Genomic DNA, 15,960 nt, shown 5'->3' with positions numbered 1-15,960 from the left:
CCGCCGCACCCGAGGAGCCCCGCCATGCCGATCATCAACCGCATCGCCGATTTCGCGCCCGAGATGACCGAGTGGCGCCAGGACCTGCACCGTCACCCCGAGCTCGGCTTCGAGGAGCACCGCACCAGCGACATCGTCGCCGCCAAGCTCGCCTCCTGGGGCATCGAGGTGCATCGCGGCATCGCCACCACCGGCCTCGTCGGCACCCTCCGCAACGGCAGCAGCACCCGCAGCATCGGCCTCCGCGCCGACATGGACTGCTTGGCGATGGAGGAGCAGACCGGCGCGCCCCATGCCTCCACCATCCCCGGCCGCATGCATGGCTGCGGCCATGACGGCCATACCGCCACCCTGCTCGGCGCCGCGAAATACCTGGCCGAGACCCGGAATTTCGACGGCACCATCCACTTCATCTTCCAGCCGGCGGAGGAAGGCGGCGGCGGCGGCCGGGTGATGGTCGAGGAAGGCCTCTTCGAGCGCTTCCCCTGCGACCAGGTCTACGGCATTCACAACGACCCGAGCCTGCCGCTCGGCGAATGCTCGGCCGTCCCCGGCCCGGTGCTGGCCGCCTCCGACCGCGTCGCCATCACCATCCGCGGCATCGGCGGCCATGCCGCCAAGCCGCACCTCGCGGTGGACCCGGTGATGGTCGGCGCCCATGTCCTGGTCGCGCTGCAGGCCATCGTCGCCCGGCGCGTCGATCCGCTGCACAATGCCGTGCTCAGCATCACCCAGTTCCACGCCGGCAGCGCCAGCAACGTCATCCCCGACGTGGCCGAGCTGAAGGGCACCGTCCGCACCCTGCTGCCCGAGGTGCGCGACCAGATGGAGCGCCTGATCGCCCAGGTCGCCACCAGCACCGCCGCCGCGCACGAGGCGACCGCCGAGGTGGTCTATTCCCGCCTCTATCCGCCGACGGTGAACCATCCGGAGGAAGCCGTCCGCGCCGCCCGCGCCGCCGCGACGGTGATGGGCGAGGCCCGGGTCCACACCGACCGCCCGCCGGTTATGGGCGGCGAGGATTTCAGCTTCATGCTGAACGCCCGCCCCGGCGCCTTCGTCTTCATGGGCCAGCACGGCGCCGACAAGGGCGGCGTGCCGGTGCACCACCCGAAGTACGATTTCAACGACGACATGCTGCCGATCGGGGCGAGCTACTTCGCCGCCCTGGTCGAGCAGGAGTTGCCGCGCGGCTGAAAGAAAGGTCGGGGGAGAAGGTATTCTCCCCCGAGCCCCCTCATCTATTTTTCATCTTTAAGCAAAGCCAGGGCGGCCAGCAGCATCGCTTCGTACTTCGCCTTGGCGGCCGCCGTGCTCTCGGGCGTCCAGGCCCAGAAGCCCTGGCCGGTCTTCGGCCCCAGCTTGCCCTCGGCCACCAGCCCCCGCAGCGTCGGCCCGGGCGAATCCCGCGTGCTTAGGCTGGGGTAGATCGTCGTCGCCGCGGCGAGCTGCGTCTCCAGCCCGGCCAGCTCCTTCTGCAGGATCGGCCCCGCCCCCATCAGCCGCATGCCGAAGGTATAGCGGACCGCCTTGTCCACATCCTCCGGGCTCGCCAGCCCCTCGTCGATCGCATTGAAGGCCTCCCGCACCATCGCATGCTGGATGCGGTTGGCCAGGAACCCCGGCACGTCCCGCGCCACCCGGATGGCGACGCGGCCGAGGCTCTCCATGATTTCCGCCAGCCGGTCGCAGACGGCGGGGTCGGTATGCTCGCCCCGCACCACCTCGACGCCCGGGACCAGATGCGCGGGGAGGAAGAAGTGCAGGTTCGCCATCCGCGCCCGCGTCGCGCAGCCCTCGCTGATATCGGTGATGCGGAAGCCCGAGGCATTGCTGGCGATCGGCACGCCCGCCGGCACCATCGTATCGAGCGCGGCGAAGACCGCCCGCTTCATCTCCAGCCGCTCCGGCACCGCCTCCACCACCACCGCCACGTCGCCGAAGCCGACATCCTCCAGCGCCGCCACCAGATCCAGCGCCGCGATAGGGCCTTCCCCGGCGCCGAGCTGCGCCAGCGAGGCCGCGACGCGGTCCATCCGCGCCGGCCAGCTCGCCCGGTCCGGCTCCACCGCCGTCACCCGCCAGCCGCCGGCCAGGAAGATCGCCGCGATGTCGCAGCCCATCAGCCCGGAGCCGATGATCGCCGCCTGCTTCTGCATGCCCTGGTCCATGTGGTCTCCCCCGTTGCTTCCCGTCTATTCCGCGCTGCGCGGCACCATGGCCCGCCTCATGCATCAGCGAACCGGAAAACACCATCGCGCCTCCCGGTCGGCGGTCAGTCGCGGCCTGGGCCGCATGGGGGGAACCACGGCGCCCCGCCAGCCTTTGGTTTCCCCTGGCAGGCGCGCTACAACCCTGCCCCACCCTGGTTGGAGATTTCCGCATGCGGCGTCGGGCCCTCATTCTCACGCTGCCGCTGGCCGCGCCCTTCATAGCGCGCGCCCAACCCCGCCAGGGGCCGCCGCATGAATGGGTCTTCGGCGCCTGGACCGGCGGGCAGTACCCGCCGAACGACTGGGACAGCCTGGCCTGCTTCGGCAGCCCCACCGTCATCTTCACCCGCGACCTGGTGATGCGGGCGACGGCACTCGACACCGCCTATCGCCAGCGCACCATCGAGACCGTGGCGCTGCAGCCGAATGGCCTCGAATTCCGCTTCACCCCGGTCCAGCCCATGGCCGGCCCGCTCGGCGCCCGCATGCCGCCCGACGTCGGCTTCGGCTGCGGCGGCAATCCCAACGTGCTGCGCGTCGAACGCCGCGGCCCGGACGAGATCGTCTTCCCTGGCTGCAACGAATTCCCCTCCGCCCTGCGGCGCTGCGTGAAGGGCTGAGGCCGCCATGCGCATCGCCCTGATCCACGCCCTCCGGCATTCCCCGCCGCCGATCGAGGCCGCCTTCGCCCGCGCCTGGCCGGAGGCGGTGCTGATGAACCTGCTGGACGACAGCCTCTCCGCCGACCTCGCCCGGAAGGGTTCGCTGGACCAGGCGATGACCGAGCGCTTCCTCACCCTCTCGCGCTATGCCGTCGGCACCGGGGCGCAGGGCATCCTCTTCACCTGCTCCGCCTTCGGCCCCTGCATCGATGCCGTCGCCGCCGAGCAATCCCCGATGCCCGTGCTGAAGCCGAACGAGGCGATGATCGACGAGGCGGTGGCCGAGGCCCGCCGCCTCGCGCCCGCCGGCCGCCGCCCGCGCATCGGCCTGCTCGCCAGCTTCCAGCCGACGCTGGATACCATGCCCGCCGAATTCCCGGAGGACGTGGAGGTGGTCTGCCAGCTCGCCACCGGTTCGCTCGCCGCGCTGGACGCCGGCGATGCGGCGGAGCACGACCGGCTGGCCGGCCTCGCCGCACGGTCCCTGGCGAAGTGCGACGTGGTCGCCGTCGCCCAGTTCAGCCTCGCCCGCGTGGCGCCGGCGGTGGAGGCCACGACCGGCCGCCCGGTCTTCACCACGCCGGACAGTGCCGTGCGCAAGCTGAAGGCGCTGCTGTCCTAGTACCGGTACCAGAGGCTGCCGAATACCGCCTGGCCCAGCGCGACCCGGCGGCCGTCGATCTCCCGCATGTAGCCGACCGCGATGGAATGCCGTTCCGTCAGGTCGTGCACGACCGAGAACTGCACCTTGTTCACCGCGTAATCCGCCCCGCCCGGCGCATTGTTCCGCATGCCGAGCGTCGAGAAGCTCTGCGCGATCACCATCCAGCGCGGGATCGGCCGGAAGCCCACCGTGGCATCCAGGCGCAGCTCATCCGCCGCATTGCCGGGCCTGTAGCGATAGCCGGCCTCGAAGGCGGCGAAGGCGGACATGCCGCGTGGCAGCGGCAGGCCGATGCCATAGGCCAGGCTCATCGCCAGGCTCGGATGCGGCTCGGCGATGCGCAGCCGGTTGCTGTCGTTGGCGACGCCCGGCGTATTGACCGTGCCCTGGATCGAGAGGCTGTCGTAGTCGCCCTTGTAGATCCGGTAGCGGGCGAAGGTGCCCAGCTCCGCCAGGCCCTGGCTGGCCGTGGTCCGGTGGTTCACCCGGTCGTCCAGCCAGGCCGCCTGCAGCCGCGGCGCCAGCCCCACCGTCCAGCGCGGGCTGAGCCCATGTTCCCAATAGGCGCCGGCATCGCCGCGATAGAGCTTGCCGATGCCCGTGGTCCGGCCCCGGTCATCCGTGCCGTTCACGTCGGAGCCATAGGGGCCGGCCTGGAGGATGAGCTGCCCATGGCCCTCGTCCTGGGCCCAGGGACCGGCCGCGGCGCCGCCGGCCAGCAGCACCCCCGCCGCCAAGGCGAAACACCCGCCCGATCTCGCCCTGCGCGGTCCCATGCCTGTCCACCACCCGCGGCCTGCGGGGCCACGCCTCGCCTCTGGCGCACCAGGCGCCCGCCTCGTTCTATTTTCGGTATAAGTTGCGTGAAAAACAATCCCTTCCTGCCAGCCGATTGACGAAGGCCGGCGGCGACCCGAGGCTGCGGCAAACCGGAGAGGATGCTGCGCCATGTACCAGATCGATGTGCTGATCCAGGGCTATCCCGGAAAGTCGCTCTGCCACGGCGGGCTGGGCTGGAGCACCATCGCCCTGCTCCGCGGCACCCATTCTTCCACCCTGGGCCGGACGATCCTCATCGATGTCGGTGCCTTCGCCGTCCGTCCCGAATTCGGCAAGCAGCTCGCCGCCGCCGGCGTCGCGCCGGAGGAAGTCACCGACGTGGTCCTCACCCATGCCCATTGGGATCATTCGGTGAACTACACGCTCTTCCCCAATGCCGCCGTCTGGATCGGCAAGGTCGAGATGGACTGGGCCACCAGCGTCCCGCCCGGCTTCAACCCGCTGCCCGAGCTCTATGTCGCCGACCTGGCGAAGCACCCGAAGCTGCATCTGCTGGAAGACGGCGAGCGGTTCCTGGATGGCTTCACCGCGCATCTCTGCCCCGGCCATACCCCGGGCTGCCTGGTCTACCGGCTCGAGGGCAACGAGGTCCCGGTCGTCTTCAGCGGCGATGCCGCGAAGAACCGCGCGGAGATGCTCTCGCTGGCGACCGACATGACCATGGATGCCGCCGCCAGCCGGTCCAGCCTCGACCTCATCTGGTCGCTGTGGAAACAGGTACCCGGCACCCTGCTCATCCCCGGCCACGACCTGACCATGCGGCTCGATGCCGCGGGGCAGCCCGAGTTCATCGGCCAGCGCCGCGCCGGCATCAAGGCCTGGTTCTCCGAGGACCTGGAGGTGATGCAGGAATTCGACATCACCGAGCCGCGCTTCTGAATGGCCCCAAGGGCCACGCCGTCGCGCGCCTGGATCCGGCTGCCCTCCGGGCGCCGGCTCGACCTGCTTTCCCCCACCGCCTTCGACTGGTCGGAGGAGGATCTCGCCATCGGCCTGTCCCGCACCTTCCGCTGGGGCGGGCATTCCATCTGGCCCGGCGCGCCGCTCTCGGTCGCGCAGCATTCGCTCGCGGTGCTGGCGCTGCGCCGGTCCCGGGCGGTGCTGAACCCCGGCCAGGCACGGCGGGAGCTGCTGCATGATGCCGAGGAAGGGCTGATCAACTTCGACTGCATCTCGCCGCTGAAGCCCTTCCTCGGCCCCGGCTTCGCCGAGCTGCAATCCCGCCTGCAGGAGGTCGTCGCCCTGCGCTACGGCCTGCCGCCCTGGACGGCGGAGGAGAAGCGTGCCCACAAATCCTGCGACATCGCCATGGCCGCGGCCGAGGCGGTGCATGTCGCCGGCTGGACCGCGGCCGAGGTGCGCGGGACGCTCGGCATCCGCGCCGGCGTCATGGCGCAGGACCCGCTGGTGCCGATCTACGGCGGCGAGGCCTGGCGCCCCTGGCCGCCCGAGCTTGCCGCCGAGCGCTTCCTGGCGGCCCTGGCCCTCACCTGACCTTGCCCCTCACCTGACCCTGCCCGGAGGAAGAACGGCATGACCCCCGATGCGATCCTGCAACTCGGCCTGGGCTTCTGGGGCTCGAAGGTGCTGCTCAGCGCGGTCGAGCTCGGCCTCTTCACCACCCTGGCCGAGGCGGGGCCGCAGGAGGCCGCGGCCATCGGCGCGCGGCACGGGCTGCATCCACGCGCGCTCCGCGACTTCCTCGATGCGCTGGTGGCGCTGCGGATGCTCAGCCGCGATGCCGCAGGCCGCTATGCCAATACGCCGGAGACCGCGGCCTTCCTGGTGCGCGGCCAGCCCGGCTATGTCGGCGGGCTGCTGGAGATGGCCAATGCCCGGCTCTACCCCTTCTGGGGCCGGCTGACCGAGGCGCTGCGCACGGGCCAGCCGCAGAACGAGGCACGCGACGGCGGCCCCGATCCCTTCGCGGCGATCTATGCCGAGCCCGCCGTGCTCGCCGGCTTCCTCGGCGCGATGACGGGGGTGAGCCGGCCGAATGCCGCCGCCATCGCCCATGCCTTCCCCTGGGCAGGGCGCCGGACCGTCGCCGATATCGGCTGCGCCCAGGGCGGCTGCCTCGCCGAGATCCTGCGGGCGCATCCCCAGCTGACCGGCATCGGCTTCGACCTGCCGCCGGTCCAGCCGGTCTTCGAGGCCTTCGCACGGGACCAGCGACTCGGGGACCGCATGCGCTTCGTCCCCGGCGACTTCTTCGCCCAGCCCATGCCCGGGGCCGAGGTGCTGGTCATGGGCCATATCCTGCACGACTGGGACGCGGGGCAGAAAGTCGAGCTGCTGCGCCGCGCCCATGCCGCCCTGCCCGAGGGCGGCGCGCTGATCGTCTACGACGGGATGATCGACGACGACAGGCGGGAGAATGCCTTCGGCCTGTTGATGAGCCTCAACATGCTGATCGAGACGCCCGGCGGCTTCGACTACACCGGCGCCGACTGCCGTGGCTGGATGCTGCAGGCCGGCTTCCGCGAGGCGCGGGTGCAGCCATTGCAGGGCCCTTATTCGATGGCGATCGGCCTCAAGTAGTCTTGCTGCGAAAAACGGTGGACATTCCGCAGGTTACGCTGGATTTTTGAGGCTTCGCTCCAGCACCCTCGGACAGGACCTTGCACGCCATGATGGCGGGCTCCCATGTTGCCCTGGGCGTCGCCGCCTGGATGGCCGCGGCGCCGCATTTCGGCCAGCCGGCGCTGGAGCCGGTGCCGCTGGCGCTGGCGGCGCTCGGCGGGCTGCTGCCCGACGTGGACCATCCGAAATCCTGGGTGGGCAAGCGGCTGCGGCCGGTCTCCGACATGATCGCCGGCCTCTTCGGGCATCGCGGCGTCACCCATTCGCTGCTGGCGGTGGTGGGTTGCTGGTGGGTGCTGCGGCATCACGCGGTGCCGGCGGAATTGGCCGCGCCGGTGGTGGTCGGGTACCTCAGCCACCTGTTCGGGGACCTGCTGACGCCGGGCGGCCTGCGGCTCTCCTGGCCCTTCAAGGGCACCTGGGCGCTGCCGGTCTGCCGCACCGGCTCGGCCTTCGAGCCGCTGGTGGTCGCCCTGCTGATCGCCGCCGCGCTGGCCACCGTGCCGGACCGGCCGGACCCGCGGGCGGCGCTGGAGAAGCTCGGCTTCTGCTGGAATTGCGAGGCCCTGCCCCTGCCCCCGGCGCGTCCGCCGCGGCCGCCGAAGCGCAAGCTGGCCGATCAATCTCCGCGCGGCGCCCGCGGATAATCCGGCCCGGCCCCTTGGCCTGGAACGCCGGAGGCGCTTGGATGCGGCCAACGATACTCGGGAGTTGAAACCGCATGTCCGCCTCCGTTTCCGTCAGCGGCTCCGCCGCAGTTCCCATCAGCGGCAATCGCTTCGTCATCGTCGGCGGCGCCAGCCTGGTCGGCTCCGCCACCGCCGGGGAGCTGCTGGACCATGGCGCCTCCGAAGTGGTGCTGTTCGACAATTTCGCCTTCGGCTCGGAAGCCGCCATCGCCCATCTGAAGGATCATCCGCGCCTCAAGCTGGTGCGCGGCGACGTCATGCGCATGGCCGACCTGCTGCGGGTGACGGAAGGCGCGGCCGGCGTGCTGCAGCTCGCCGCCTACATGACCCTGTCGATGGACCGCGATCCCTGGGCCGGGCTCGATGTGAACATCCGCGGCGTGCAGAATGCGCTGGAGGCCTGCCGCGCCAACAAGGTGGCGAAGGTCGTCTTCGCCTCCTCCAACGCCACCTACGGCTACGGGCCGGGCGTGGCGGGGGAACTGGTCGAGAGCACGCCCTTCCACAGCGTCGGCGCGCCGCCGGCCGCCATCCTCTACGGCGCCAGCAAGATCATCGGCGAGCAGCTCTGCCGCGACGCCTACCGCAAGTGGGGCCAGGACTACGTCGTGCTGCGCTATTCCACCGTCTACGGCGAACGCCAGCACTACCGCGCGGCGAACGCGCTCTACATCATCGAGACCATCGACAAGGTGAAGCGCGGTGAGGCGCCGCAGGTCTTCGGCGACGGTTCGGAGACCAAGCATTTCGTCTATGTCGGCGACCTCGCGCGGGCCAACCGCATGGCCTTCGAGAGTGCGGCGACCGATGTCGCGGTGAATACCTCCGGCCCGGCGCCGGTGACGACGCTGCAGCTGGTCGAGCTGGTGACCGAGCTGGCCGGCGGCGGCGCCAAGCCGGAGTTCGTCGGCAGCGACGGCAAGGTGCGGCTGACCAGCGGCGGCGCCTTCCGCATCGCGCATGAGGCGGCGAAGGATGCCATCGGCTGGGCGCCGGAAGTCGACATGCGCGAGGGCCTGCGCCGGCTGATCGAATGGCGCGAGGGCAACGAGGGGAAGGGCCAGTGAGCACCTCTCGTCGCGGCCTTCTCGGGGCGGCGCTCGCGGCGCCGGCCTTCGCCCCGGCGCTGGCGCAGACCAACCGCTTCCCCGACCGGCCGATCGAGATCCTGGTCGGCTTCAGCGCCGGCGGCGGCACCGACCTCGATGCCCGCACCTATGGCCGGGCGCTGGAGCAGAAGCTCGGCGGCACCGTCGTCGTCACCAACCGCACCGGCGCGGGCGGCGAGCTGGCCCTCGGCGCCACTGCCCGGGCCAAGCCGGACGGGCATACGCTGGGCACCACCAACTACCCCGGCCTGCTCACCATCCCGATCGAGCGGACGGGGCAGTTCAGGCTGGACAGCTTCGCGCCCATCGCCAACCTCGTCACCGACCCGAGCGCGATCACCGCCCAGGCCGATGGTCCCTACAAGACGCTGAAGGACGTGCTCGACGCGGCAAAGGCGGCGCCGGAAACGGTGACCTTCGCCTCGCCCGGCATCGGCACCGACGACCACCTGCAATTGGTGCTGCTGCAGGAACTCACCGGCGTGCGGCTGACGCATGTGGTCTTCGCCGGCGATCCGCAATTGCGCACCGCGGTGCTGAGCAAGCAGGTCGACCTCATGGGCCTCAACCTCGGCGCCGTCACCGCGGCGCCGGAGGGCTTCCGCATCCTGGCCCAGGCCGGCGCCACCCGCAGCCGCTTCTGCCGCGACGTGCCAACGTTGAAGGAACTGGGCTATCCCGTGGAGATGGCCTCGGAGCGAGGGGTGGTGGCGCCGGCGGGGGTGCCGGCCGGCATCCTCGGCAAGCTGCGCGAGGTGACGGAGGAGATCGCCAGGGACCCCGAATTCGTCAAGGCGCTGGAATCCCGCTTCACCGAGCCGGCCTTTGAGCCCGGCGAGGCCTGGTTCACCCGGCTGCGGCGGCAGGAGGCGGATTACCGCGGCCTCTGGCAGCGGACCCCCTGGGTGCAGAAATAGCCGCCATGCTGCCGGCGGAAGCGATCCGCGCCCTGCTCGCCGCCAAGTCGGCGGCGCTGCGCGGGCGCGACGCCGATGCGCTGACGGCGCTGCTGGACCCGGACTTCCTCTACGTGAATGCGTCCGGGCGGCGCTTCGACCAGGCCGGCTACGTCGATGCCTATTGCACCTCCGGCCAGGTGGTCTTCCTCGAACAGGTGGTGGAAAGCCTGCAGGTCACCAGCTTCGGCGGCTTCGCGGTCGCCGACTTCATCCTGCACGACCGCTTCTCGGTGGCGGGCGAGGTGCAGGATGCGCGCTACCGCTCGCTCGGCGTCTTCCGGGACGCGGCCGGCGGCTGGCTCTGGGTCGCCGGCCAGACTATGGCTACCGCGCCGACCAGACCCCCGGCCGGACCGAGAGGGCAGTGACGATGCCATAGGCGCTGATGCCCAGCGCCACGGCGATGAACTGGCCCTGCAGCCCCATCCCCAGCCAATCCCCCAGCACCCAGCCGCCGCCCACCGCGAGGGTGATGCGGGAGATCGCGGCGATCGCCGGCCAGACCATCCGCCCCGCGCCCATGCTGGCGAAATACAGCGCCATGCCGACGCCGAAGCCCGGCAGGGCGAAGCCGATCACCGCCAGCGCCTGGGTGGCGATGGCGACCACCTCCGGGTCGCGGCTGAAGGCCGAAGCGGTCCAGCCCGGGAAGACCGAGACGAAGACGCCGACCACCAGCGTGACGCCGAGCGCCATCAGCCCGCCGGCCCAGGCGGTGCGCCGCGCCGTCAGCCAATCCCCGGCGCCGACCGCGCGGCCGACCAGCGCCGTCAGCGCCGAGCCGACGCCGAAGGCCAGCGGCACCATCAGGAATTCGATCCGCGCCGAGACGCCGTAGGCGGCCACCGCCGTCGCCCCATAGGCGGCGATGCGGGCGGTCACCAGGATGGTGGTGAGGTTGGCGATGGTCGCCATGGCGCAGGCCACCAGCCCGACCGAGAGGATGCGGGAGAAGAGGCTCGCCTGCAGCTTCACCCGGAGCGTGGGCGAGAAGCCGGCGCCGCCGGCCAGCACCACCGCGGCCATGCCGATGCTGGCCGCCGTCATCATCACCGCGAAGGCGATGCCGGCGCCCTTCAGCCCCAGTCCGGCCCGCTCCATCAGCGCCCAGGCCAGTGGCGGGTAGCCGAGCCAGGCGAGCAGCAGCACGCGGGAGGCCAGCGCATGCCGCCCCCCGCCGCGCAGGACGGAGGCGAGGGTATTCGCCAGCCAGGCCGGGATCGCCCCGGCGCCGAAGAGCCAGGCGCAGTAGGAGGCGGCGGCGGCGGCGACCTCCGGCCCGCCGATGGCATTGAGGATCTCTGCCGGGAAGCCGGCCAGCAGCACCATGAAGACCAGCGCGAAGCCGATCGAGATGACCAGCGCATGGAGCACCAGCGCCGAGGCTTCCTCGCGCTTGCCGGCACCCAGCGTGCGGGCGATGGCGGAGACCACGCCGCCGCCCATGGCGCCCGCCGACATCTGCTGCATCAGCAGGGCGAAGGGCAGCACCACCGCCCAGCCGGCCAGCGCCGCGGTGCCCTGGCGGGAGGCCAGGACGGGCTCCACCAGCTGGCAGGCGGACTGGATGGCGGAGACCGCGGTGGTGGGCGCCGCCAGGGCCCAGACGCGCCTCAGAAGCACGCCGAGCGGGGTGGGCGCGAGGACTGCGGTGCCATCAGCCATGCGGGTCGGTTTCCGCCGCGGCGAAGCGGCTGCGGGTGGCGGCACCGGCGCCGGGGCCGGGCAGGACGCGGACATCCTCCGGCCGCAGCGGCGTGCCGGCCGAGGACAGGGTCTGGGCGGGGGCGATGGGCTGGCCGGTGGCGCGGTCCTCCAGCACCACCAGGGGGCCTTCGGGGCCGGTCATCCAGCGGTCCGCCCAGCCCTTCAGGGCGACATAGGCGGGGAAGAAGTCGCGGCCCTTCTCGGTGAGGATGTAGTCGTGCCGGCCGGAGCCGGCGGGGGTCTTGGCCAGCAGGCCATGCGCCGTCAGCTCCCGCAGGCGGGCGGAGAGGATGTTCGGGGCGATGCCGAGGTTGCGTTCGAATTCATCGAAGCGGGTGGTGCCGTAGAAGCATTCGCGCAGGACCAGCATGGCCCAGCGTTCGCCCAGCACCGCCATGGAGCGGGCGACGGGGCAGCGCATCTGGGTGAAATCGGTACGGACCATGGCGGGCGGACCCCGGGTGACTTGCGCGATGCAAGCACCCTGGCTTGCGTGATGCAAGCCGGATCAACGCTGCTAAATCCTGCTCAATTCGACTAAATTCCGTAAAATTCGCCTCAATTCCTACCAATTCCATTTATTTTTTGGCGTCCAAACCATTGGAATGATTGGATTTCGGCCGAGGAATTTTAGAATTTCAGGGCCTGGGCGCCCGATCGCCGGACGCAGCGACGTCTTCGGCAAATATTCCTATAAACCGATCCGCCTGCCGAAGCAAGGCCGGCGCGGCCGGGTGGGCCGCGCCGGGATGCCCTCAGGCCTTGCGCAGCGCCACGGTGAAGGGGGCCTCGGTCTTGGCCGTGATCTCCTCCAGCGTCACCTCGGGCGCCAGCTCGACCAGCTTCACGTCGGTCTCGCCGCGGCGGGCCAGCTCGAAGACGCCGAGCTCGGTGATGACCATGTCCACCACCCGGGCGCCGGTCAGCGGCAGGTTGCAGTCCTTCAGCAGCTTGGGCTTGCCGCCGGCGGTATGCTCCATCAGCACCACCACCTTCTTCACCCCGGCGACCAGGTCCATGGCGCCGCCCATGCCCTTCACCATCTTCCCCGGGATCATCCAGTTGGCGAGGTCGCCATTCGCCGCGACCTGCAGCGCGCCGAGGATGGAAAGGTCGATGTGCCCGCCGCGGATCATGGCGAAGCTGTCGGCGCTGGAGAAGTAGCTGCTGGTCGGCAGGGCGGTGATGGTCTGCTTGCCGGCATTGATGAGGTCCGGGTCCTCCTCCCCCTCATAGGGGAAGGGGCCGAGGCCGAGCATGCCGTTCTCGCTCTGCAGCTGGACGTTGATGTCGGAGGGGACGTGGTTGGCCACCAGCGTCGGGATGCCGATGCCGAGGTTCACGTAGAAGCCGTCCTCAAGCTCGGCGGCCGCGCGGGCGGCCATCTGGTCACGGGTCCAGGGCATGGTCGGTCCTCCTCAGGCCATCAGCTGCTTGCGGGTGGTGCGCTGCTCGATCCGCTTCTCGAAGCCGGGGCCGACCTGGACCAGCCGCTTCACGAAGATGCCGGGGGTGACGATGTGGTCCGGGTCGAGGTCGCCGCACTGCACCAGGTGCTCGACCTGCGCGACGGTCAGCTTCGCCGCGGTCGCCATCATCGGGTTGAAGTTCCGCGCGGTGCGGCGATAGACGAGGTTGCCCTCCTCGTCGCCCTTCCAGGCATGGATGATGGCGAGGTCGGCGACGAGGCCGCGTTCCTGCACATAGGTCTCGCCGTCGAATTCGGCGGTGGGCTTGCCCTCGGCCACCTTCGTGCCGACGCCGGTCTTGGTATAGAAGGCCGGGATGCCGGCGCCGCCGGCGCGGATGCGCTCGGCCAGCGTGCCCTGCGGGTTGAACTCGATCTCCAGCTCCCCGGCGAGGAATTGCCGGGCGAAGGTCGCGTTCTCCCCCACATAGCTGCTGATCATCTTCCGCACCTGCCGGGTCTGCAGCAGCAGGCCGAGCCCGGCATCGTCGATGCCCGCGTTGTTCGAGACGATGGTCAGGTCGCGCACGCCGCTGTCGCGGATCGCCTCGATCAGCAGGGAGGGGATGCCGCAGAGGCCGAAGCCGCCGGACATGATCATCATCCCGTCGCGGAGTGCGCCGCTGAGGGCGTCCTTCGCATCCCGGTACACCTTACCCATGGGTCGAAGCTCCCTGGCACAATTCCGCCGGCAACCTAATCGGCCAGGGGGAATGGCGGAAGGGGCCGGATGCCGTGCCAAATAGTTGCCGGGGGGGTATTGCGCGGCCTGCGGGGCACGGCTATACGGCGCCTCCTTCCTGGGGGGCCATAGCTCAGTTGGGAGAGCGCTTGAATGGCATTCAAGAGGTCGGCGGTTCGATTCCGCCTGGCTCCACCAAGATTTCAAAGGGCCTGATCGCGGAAGCGGTCAGGCCCTTTTTCTTTGCGCCCGGCCCGCGCCCGGATAACCCAGGCTTGAAATGGATGCGGAGATCTTTCGCCCGGATGGCGGCGTTGCGCCGGTCTCGGATCGAGAAGGATGCCGCCATGCAGACCCAGGCCACCCCGCAAGCCAAAGCCGCGCAGCCCCGGCCGGACCAGGGCTTCGACGACTGGCTGAAGCGCGCGATCCAGCAGGCCTTCGCCACCCCCAGGACCGAGGGGCCGCAGCGCCTCGCCGCCTGAGGCCGCCGGCTGCTTTCCAATCACCGCCCGGCTTTTCACAGGCCGGATATTCACCGTTTCGCCATGGGCAGCCCCCTGGCGCGACCCCCATCCTTGCGGCAGGAAGACGGCATGATGAGCAAGACCGAACGACTGATGGCGGTGGCCGGCCTGGTGCTGCTGGCCGTCACCGTGGCCCTGGCCAGCAACCGCGCCGCCTTCCTCAGCGCCCTCACCTGAGGCCGCGGCGGCCCGCCCTTGCGGCCGCACCCGGCCCGTCCCTACCCTCCCCGCCAAACGGGAGGGATGCACCGATGAAGATCACCCATGTCTCGCTGACGCTCTTCGCCTGGGACGACATCCCGCCGACGCGCTACCACGCCGCGGCGCGGCTCGAATCCGGCTCCTCCGCGCTCGGCCTGCTGAAGATCGGCACCGATGCGGGCATCACCGGCCATGCCTTCCTCGGCTCCGCCACCCATACCGCGGTGAACGACGGGCCGGGGCTGATCCGCTTCCTCAAGCCGATCCTGATGGGCCAGGACCCGCTCGACCGGGAAAGGCTGAATGCCGCGCTCTGGCCCTGGTCGCGGGTGATCTCGGTGCGGTCCATCGGCGCGGTCGACGTGGCGCTCTGGGACATCGCCGGGCAGGCCGCCGGCATGCCGATCCACCGGCTGCTGGGCACCACGCGGCATTCCATCCCGGCCTATGCGTCCTCGGCCATGCTGCCCTCCGCCGAGGCCTATGCCGAGGAGGCGTTGGCCTTCCGCGACGCCGGCTGGGCCGCCTACAAGATCCATCCGCCGCAGCAGTGGAAGACCGACATCAAGGTCTGCCAGGCGGTGCGCGAGGCGGTCGGCGAGGACTACACGCTGATGCTCGACAGCACCTGGTGCTACGACTTCCCCGCGGCGCTGCGCGTCGGACGCGCCATCGAGGAGCTCGGCTTCCTCTGGTACGAGGACCCGCTGCACGACCAGGACATCACCAGCTACGTGAAGCTGCGGCAGAAGCTGGACATCCCGATCGTCGCCACCGAATACCCGGCGACGGGGCTCGAGAGCTATGCGCCCTGGATCATGCTGCAGGCGACCGACTACCTGCGCGGCGACGTGGCGGTGAAGGGCGGCATCACCACGCTGATGAAGACCGCGCATCTCGCCGAGGCCTTCCGCATGAACTACGAGGTCCACCACGGCGGCAATTCGCTGAACAACGTCGCCAACCTGCATGTCTGCTGCGCCATCCGCAACACCACCTACTTCGAGGTGCTGCTGCCCGACGGCGCGCACAAGTACGGGCTGGCGCAGGACATCGTGGTCGGCCGCGACGGGCTGGTCCATGCGCCGGAGAAGCCCGGCCTCGGCGCCGAGATCGACTTCGCGCTGATCGCGCGGAAGCAGATCGCGGTGCTGGAGTGAGCTACTCGGCTTCCTTCGCCAGCGCGTCGTAGGCCGCGCCGAAGCCGCGGAAGGAGACCGGGATGGCGGTCTCCGCCCCGGCCGCATTGCGCCATTCCAGGCGGCCGGCGGCATCGGCCGGGCGGGCGCGCAGGCGGCGCAGCAGCGCATCCTCGCGCAGCTCGACATCGGCGAAGCAGCCGTTCGGGATGCAGTGGCGGAAGGGCAGGGGCACCGGCGGCTCGGTCCGGCCGGGGATGTCCAGCGCGAGGCGCGCGCCCGGGCCCGGCTGCACGTTGACCGGCACCTGGGCGACCAGCCGCAGCGGATCGCCCTTGGTCTGGCGGCCGATGGCGAGCACGGCGACGGGCTGCTGCCGCTGGTCGGTGGTGGTCTGCGCCATCTCGCAATTGCGCCCGGCCGGGGCGGTGGCGGTGGCGGCGCGGCCCTCGCAGCGGACCACCCAGTCGCCGAAGACGGCCATGGTGCGTTCCGGGGACTCGGCGGGGGCGGGGGC

The 15,960-nt window shown here is 70.6% G+C and carries 19 protein-coding genes and 1 tRNA gene; 13 read left to right on the top strand and 7 right to left on the bottom strand.

Annotation, left to right across the window (positions count from 1 at the left end; translation table 11 throughout):
- Positions 1-24: 24 nt before the first annotated feature.
- Positions 25-1,197 carry a M20 aminoacylase family protein gene (locus tag AC0IW9_RS12785; protein WP_471648637.1) on the top strand — a complete coding sequence of 391 codons (1,173 nt, stop codon included), beginning with the start codon at positions 25-27 and terminating at the stop codon, positions 1,195-1,197.
- 44 nt (positions 1,198-1,241) lie between these two features.
- Here the strand turns inward: AC0IW9_RS12785 and AC0IW9_RS12780 are convergent, their stop codons facing one another.
- Positions 1,242-2,171: a 3-hydroxyacyl-CoA dehydrogenase family protein gene (locus AC0IW9_RS12780; RefSeq protein ID WP_471648636.1), complete on the bottom strand. Its 930-nt coding sequence runs from the start codon at positions 2,169-2,171 to the stop codon at positions 1,242-1,244.
- A 212-nt stretch (positions 2,172-2,383) separates the two neighbouring features.
- Here AC0IW9_RS12780 and AC0IW9_RS12775 point away from each other — a divergent pair, with 212 nt between their 5' ends.
- Together AC0IW9_RS12775 and AC0IW9_RS12770 are read left to right on the top strand one after the other, a co-directional pair.
- On the top strand, positions 2,384-2,833 hold the full coding sequence (locus tag AC0IW9_RS12775; protein WP_471648635.1) for a hypothetical protein: 450 nt from the start codon (positions 2,384-2,386) through the stop codon (positions 2,831-2,833).
- 7 nt (positions 2,834-2,840) lie between these two features.
- On the top strand, positions 2,841-3,497 hold the full coding sequence (locus AC0IW9_RS12770) for an arylsulfatase (RefSeq protein WP_471648634.1): 657 nt from the start codon (positions 2,841-2,843) through the stop codon (positions 3,495-3,497).
- Here the strand turns inward: AC0IW9_RS12770 and AC0IW9_RS12765 are convergent.
- Positions 3,494-4,315: a hypothetical protein gene (locus AC0IW9_RS12765; RefSeq protein WP_471648633.1), complete on the bottom strand. Its 822-nt coding sequence runs from the start codon at positions 4,313-4,315 to the stop codon at positions 3,494-3,496. The genes AC0IW9_RS12770 and AC0IW9_RS12765 overlap by 4 nt on opposite strands.
- A gap of 172 nt (positions 4,316-4,487) precedes the next feature.
- On the opposite strand from AC0IW9_RS12765, the gene AC0IW9_RS12760 reads away from it, so the two are divergent.
- The 7 genes from AC0IW9_RS12760 to AC0IW9_RS12730 all read left to right on the top strand — a co-directional run bounded on the left by AC0IW9_RS12760 (position 4,488) and on the right by AC0IW9_RS12730 (position 10,087).
- Positions 4,488-5,258: an MBL fold metallo-hydrolase gene (locus AC0IW9_RS12760; protein ID WP_471648632.1), complete on the top strand. Its 771-nt coding sequence runs from the start codon at positions 4,488-4,490 to the stop codon at positions 5,256-5,258.
- Positions 5,259-5,873 carry a hypothetical protein gene (locus tag AC0IW9_RS12755; RefSeq protein WP_471648631.1) on the top strand — a complete coding sequence of 205 codons (615 nt, stop codon included), beginning with the start codon at positions 5,259-5,261 and terminating at the stop codon, positions 5,871-5,873.
- Between the two features lie 39 nt (positions 5,874-5,912).
- Complete coding sequence (locus tag AC0IW9_RS12750) at positions 5,913-6,920, top strand: methyltransferase (RefSeq protein ID WP_471648630.1); 1,008 nt, start codon at positions 5,913-5,915, stop codon at positions 6,918-6,920.
- 89 nt (positions 6,921-7,009) lie between these two features.
- Positions 7,010-7,609, top strand: a complete 600-nt coding sequence (locus AC0IW9_RS12745; RefSeq protein WP_471648629.1) for a metal-dependent hydrolase — start codon at positions 7,010-7,012, stop codon at positions 7,607-7,609.
- 74 nt (positions 7,610-7,683) lie between these two features.
- Positions 7,684-8,718, top strand: coding sequence for an NAD-dependent epimerase/dehydratase family protein (locus AC0IW9_RS12740; protein ID WP_471648628.1), 1,035 nt, complete (start codon positions 7,684-7,686; stop codon positions 8,716-8,718).
- A complete protein-coding gene (locus AC0IW9_RS12735) occupies positions 8,715-9,677 on the top strand; it encodes a tripartite tricarboxylate transporter substrate binding protein (protein ID WP_471648627.1) in 963 nt (320 codons plus the stop codon). The genes AC0IW9_RS12740 and AC0IW9_RS12735 overlap by 4 nt, the downstream gene beginning before the upstream one ends.
- Positions 9,678-9,682: 5 nt before the next feature.
- Positions 9,683-10,087, top strand: coding sequence for a nuclear transport factor 2 family protein (locus AC0IW9_RS12730; protein WP_471648626.1), 405 nt, complete (start codon positions 9,683-9,685; stop codon positions 10,085-10,087).
- Here AC0IW9_RS12730 and AC0IW9_RS12725 read toward each other — a convergent pair.
- The 4 genes from AC0IW9_RS12725 to AC0IW9_RS12710 all read right to left on the bottom strand — a co-directional run bounded on the left by AC0IW9_RS12725 (position 10,044) and on the right by AC0IW9_RS12710 (position 13,555).
- Positions 10,044-11,384: an MATE family efflux transporter gene (locus AC0IW9_RS12725; protein WP_471648625.1), complete on the bottom strand. Its 1,341-nt coding sequence runs from the start codon at positions 11,382-11,384 to the stop codon at positions 10,044-10,046. The two genes, AC0IW9_RS12730 and AC0IW9_RS12725, sit on opposite strands and share 44 nt — an antisense overlap.
- The gene (locus AC0IW9_RS12720; RefSeq protein ID WP_471648624.1) at positions 11,377-11,871 is read right to left on the bottom strand and encodes a winged helix-turn-helix transcriptional regulator; all 495 of its coding nucleotides are present in this window, start codon (positions 11,869-11,871) and stop codon (positions 11,377-11,379) included. The genes AC0IW9_RS12725 and AC0IW9_RS12720 overlap by 8 nt, the downstream gene beginning before the upstream one ends.
- Before the next feature lie 310 nt (positions 11,872-12,181).
- The gene (locus tag AC0IW9_RS12715) at positions 12,182-12,832 is read right to left on the bottom strand and encodes a CoA transferase subunit B (RefSeq protein WP_471648623.1); all 651 of its coding nucleotides are present in this window, start codon (positions 12,830-12,832) and stop codon (positions 12,182-12,184) included.
- Positions 12,833-12,844: 12 nt separating this feature from the next.
- On the bottom strand, positions 12,845-13,555 hold the full coding sequence (locus AC0IW9_RS12710) for a CoA transferase subunit A (RefSeq protein WP_471648622.1): 711 nt from the start codon (positions 13,553-13,555) through the stop codon (positions 12,845-12,847).
- A gap of 143 nt (positions 13,556-13,698) precedes the next feature.
- Between AC0IW9_RS12710 and AC0IW9_RS12705 the strand changes: the two genes are divergently transcribed.
- The 3 genes from AC0IW9_RS12705 (at position 13,699) to AC0IW9_RS12695 (ending at position 15,464) form a co-directional block, all read left to right on the top strand.
- A tRNA-Ala gene (locus AC0IW9_RS12705) sits at positions 13,699-13,774 on the top strand.
- Positions 13,775-13,860: 86 nt separating this feature from the next.
- Positions 13,861-14,061, top strand: a complete 201-nt coding sequence (locus tag AC0IW9_RS12700; RefSeq protein WP_471648621.1) for a hypothetical protein — start codon at positions 13,861-13,863, stop codon at positions 14,059-14,061.
- Positions 14,062-14,354: 293 nt separating this feature from the next.
- The gene (locus tag AC0IW9_RS12695; protein WP_471648620.1) at positions 14,355-15,464 is read left to right on the top strand and encodes an enolase C-terminal domain-like protein; all 1,110 of its coding nucleotides are present in this window, start codon (positions 14,355-14,357) and stop codon (positions 15,462-15,464) included.
- A gap of 1 nt (position 15,465) precedes the next feature.
- On the opposite strand, the gene AC0IW9_RS12690 is transcribed toward AC0IW9_RS12695, so the two are convergent.
- The coding region (locus AC0IW9_RS12690) for an invasion associated locus B family protein (protein ID WP_471648619.1) at positions 15,466-15,960 on the bottom strand (495 nt) is incomplete at its 5' end.

The sequence above is a fragment of the Belnapia sp. AC561 genome, assembly GCF_979252845.1.
This window is presented reverse-complemented; position numbering and strand designations above follow the sequence as displayed.

Coding starts and splice junctions, on each gene's coding strand:
- AC0IW9_RS12785 (WP_471648637.1), top strand. CDS start 25: ATGCCGATCATCAACCGCATCGCCGATTTCGCGCCCGAGATGACCGAG.
- AC0IW9_RS12780 (WP_471648636.1), bottom strand. CDS start 2,171: ATGGACCAGGGCATGCAGAAGCAGGCGGCGATCATCGGCTCCGGGCTG.
- AC0IW9_RS12775 (WP_471648635.1), top strand. CDS start 2,384: ATGCGGCGTCGGGCCCTCATTCTCACGCTGCCGCTGGCCGCGCCCTTC.
- AC0IW9_RS12770 (WP_471648634.1), top strand. CDS start 2,841: ATGCGCATCGCCCTGATCCACGCCCTCCGGCATTCCCCGCCGCCGATC.
- AC0IW9_RS12765 (WP_471648633.1), bottom strand. CDS start 4,315: ATGGGACCGCGCAGGGCGAGATCGGGCGGGTGTTTCGCCTTGGCGGCG.
- AC0IW9_RS12760 (WP_471648632.1), top strand. CDS start 4,488: ATGTACCAGATCGATGTGCTGATCCAGGGCTATCCCGGAAAGTCGCTC.
- AC0IW9_RS12755 (WP_471648631.1), top strand. CDS start 5,259: ATGGCCCCAAGGGCCACGCCGTCGCGCGCCTGGATCCGGCTGCCCTCC.
- AC0IW9_RS12750 (WP_471648630.1), top strand. CDS start 5,913: ATGACCCCCGATGCGATCCTGCAACTCGGCCTGGGCTTCTGGGGCTCG.
- AC0IW9_RS12745 (WP_471648629.1), top strand. CDS start 7,010: ATGATGGCGGGCTCCCATGTTGCCCTGGGCGTCGCCGCCTGGATGGCC.
- AC0IW9_RS12740 (WP_471648628.1), top strand. CDS start 7,684: ATGTCCGCCTCCGTTTCCGTCAGCGGCTCCGCCGCAGTTCCCATCAGC.
- AC0IW9_RS12730 (WP_471648626.1), top strand. CDS start 9,683: ATGCTGCCGGCGGAAGCGATCCGCGCCCTGCTCGCCGCCAAGTCGGCG.
- AC0IW9_RS12725 (WP_471648625.1), bottom strand. CDS start 11,384: ATGGCTGATGGCACCGCAGTCCTCGCGCCCACCCCGCTCGGCGTGCTT.
- AC0IW9_RS12720 (WP_471648624.1), bottom strand. CDS start 11,871: ATGGTCCGTACCGATTTCACCCAGATGCGCTGCCCCGTCGCCCGCTCC.
- AC0IW9_RS12715 (WP_471648623.1), bottom strand. CDS start 12,832: ATGCCCTGGACCCGTGACCAGATGGCCGCCCGCGCGGCCGCCGAGCTT.
- AC0IW9_RS12710 (WP_471648622.1), bottom strand. CDS start 13,555: ATGGGTAAGGTGTACCGGGATGCGAAGGACGCCCTCAGCGGCGCACTC.
- AC0IW9_RS12700 (WP_471648621.1), top strand. CDS start 13,861: ATGCGGAGATCTTTCGCCCGGATGGCGGCGTTGCGCCGGTCTCGGATC.
- AC0IW9_RS12695 (WP_471648620.1), top strand. CDS start 14,355: ATGAAGATCACCCATGTCTCGCTGACGCTCTTCGCCTGGGACGACATC.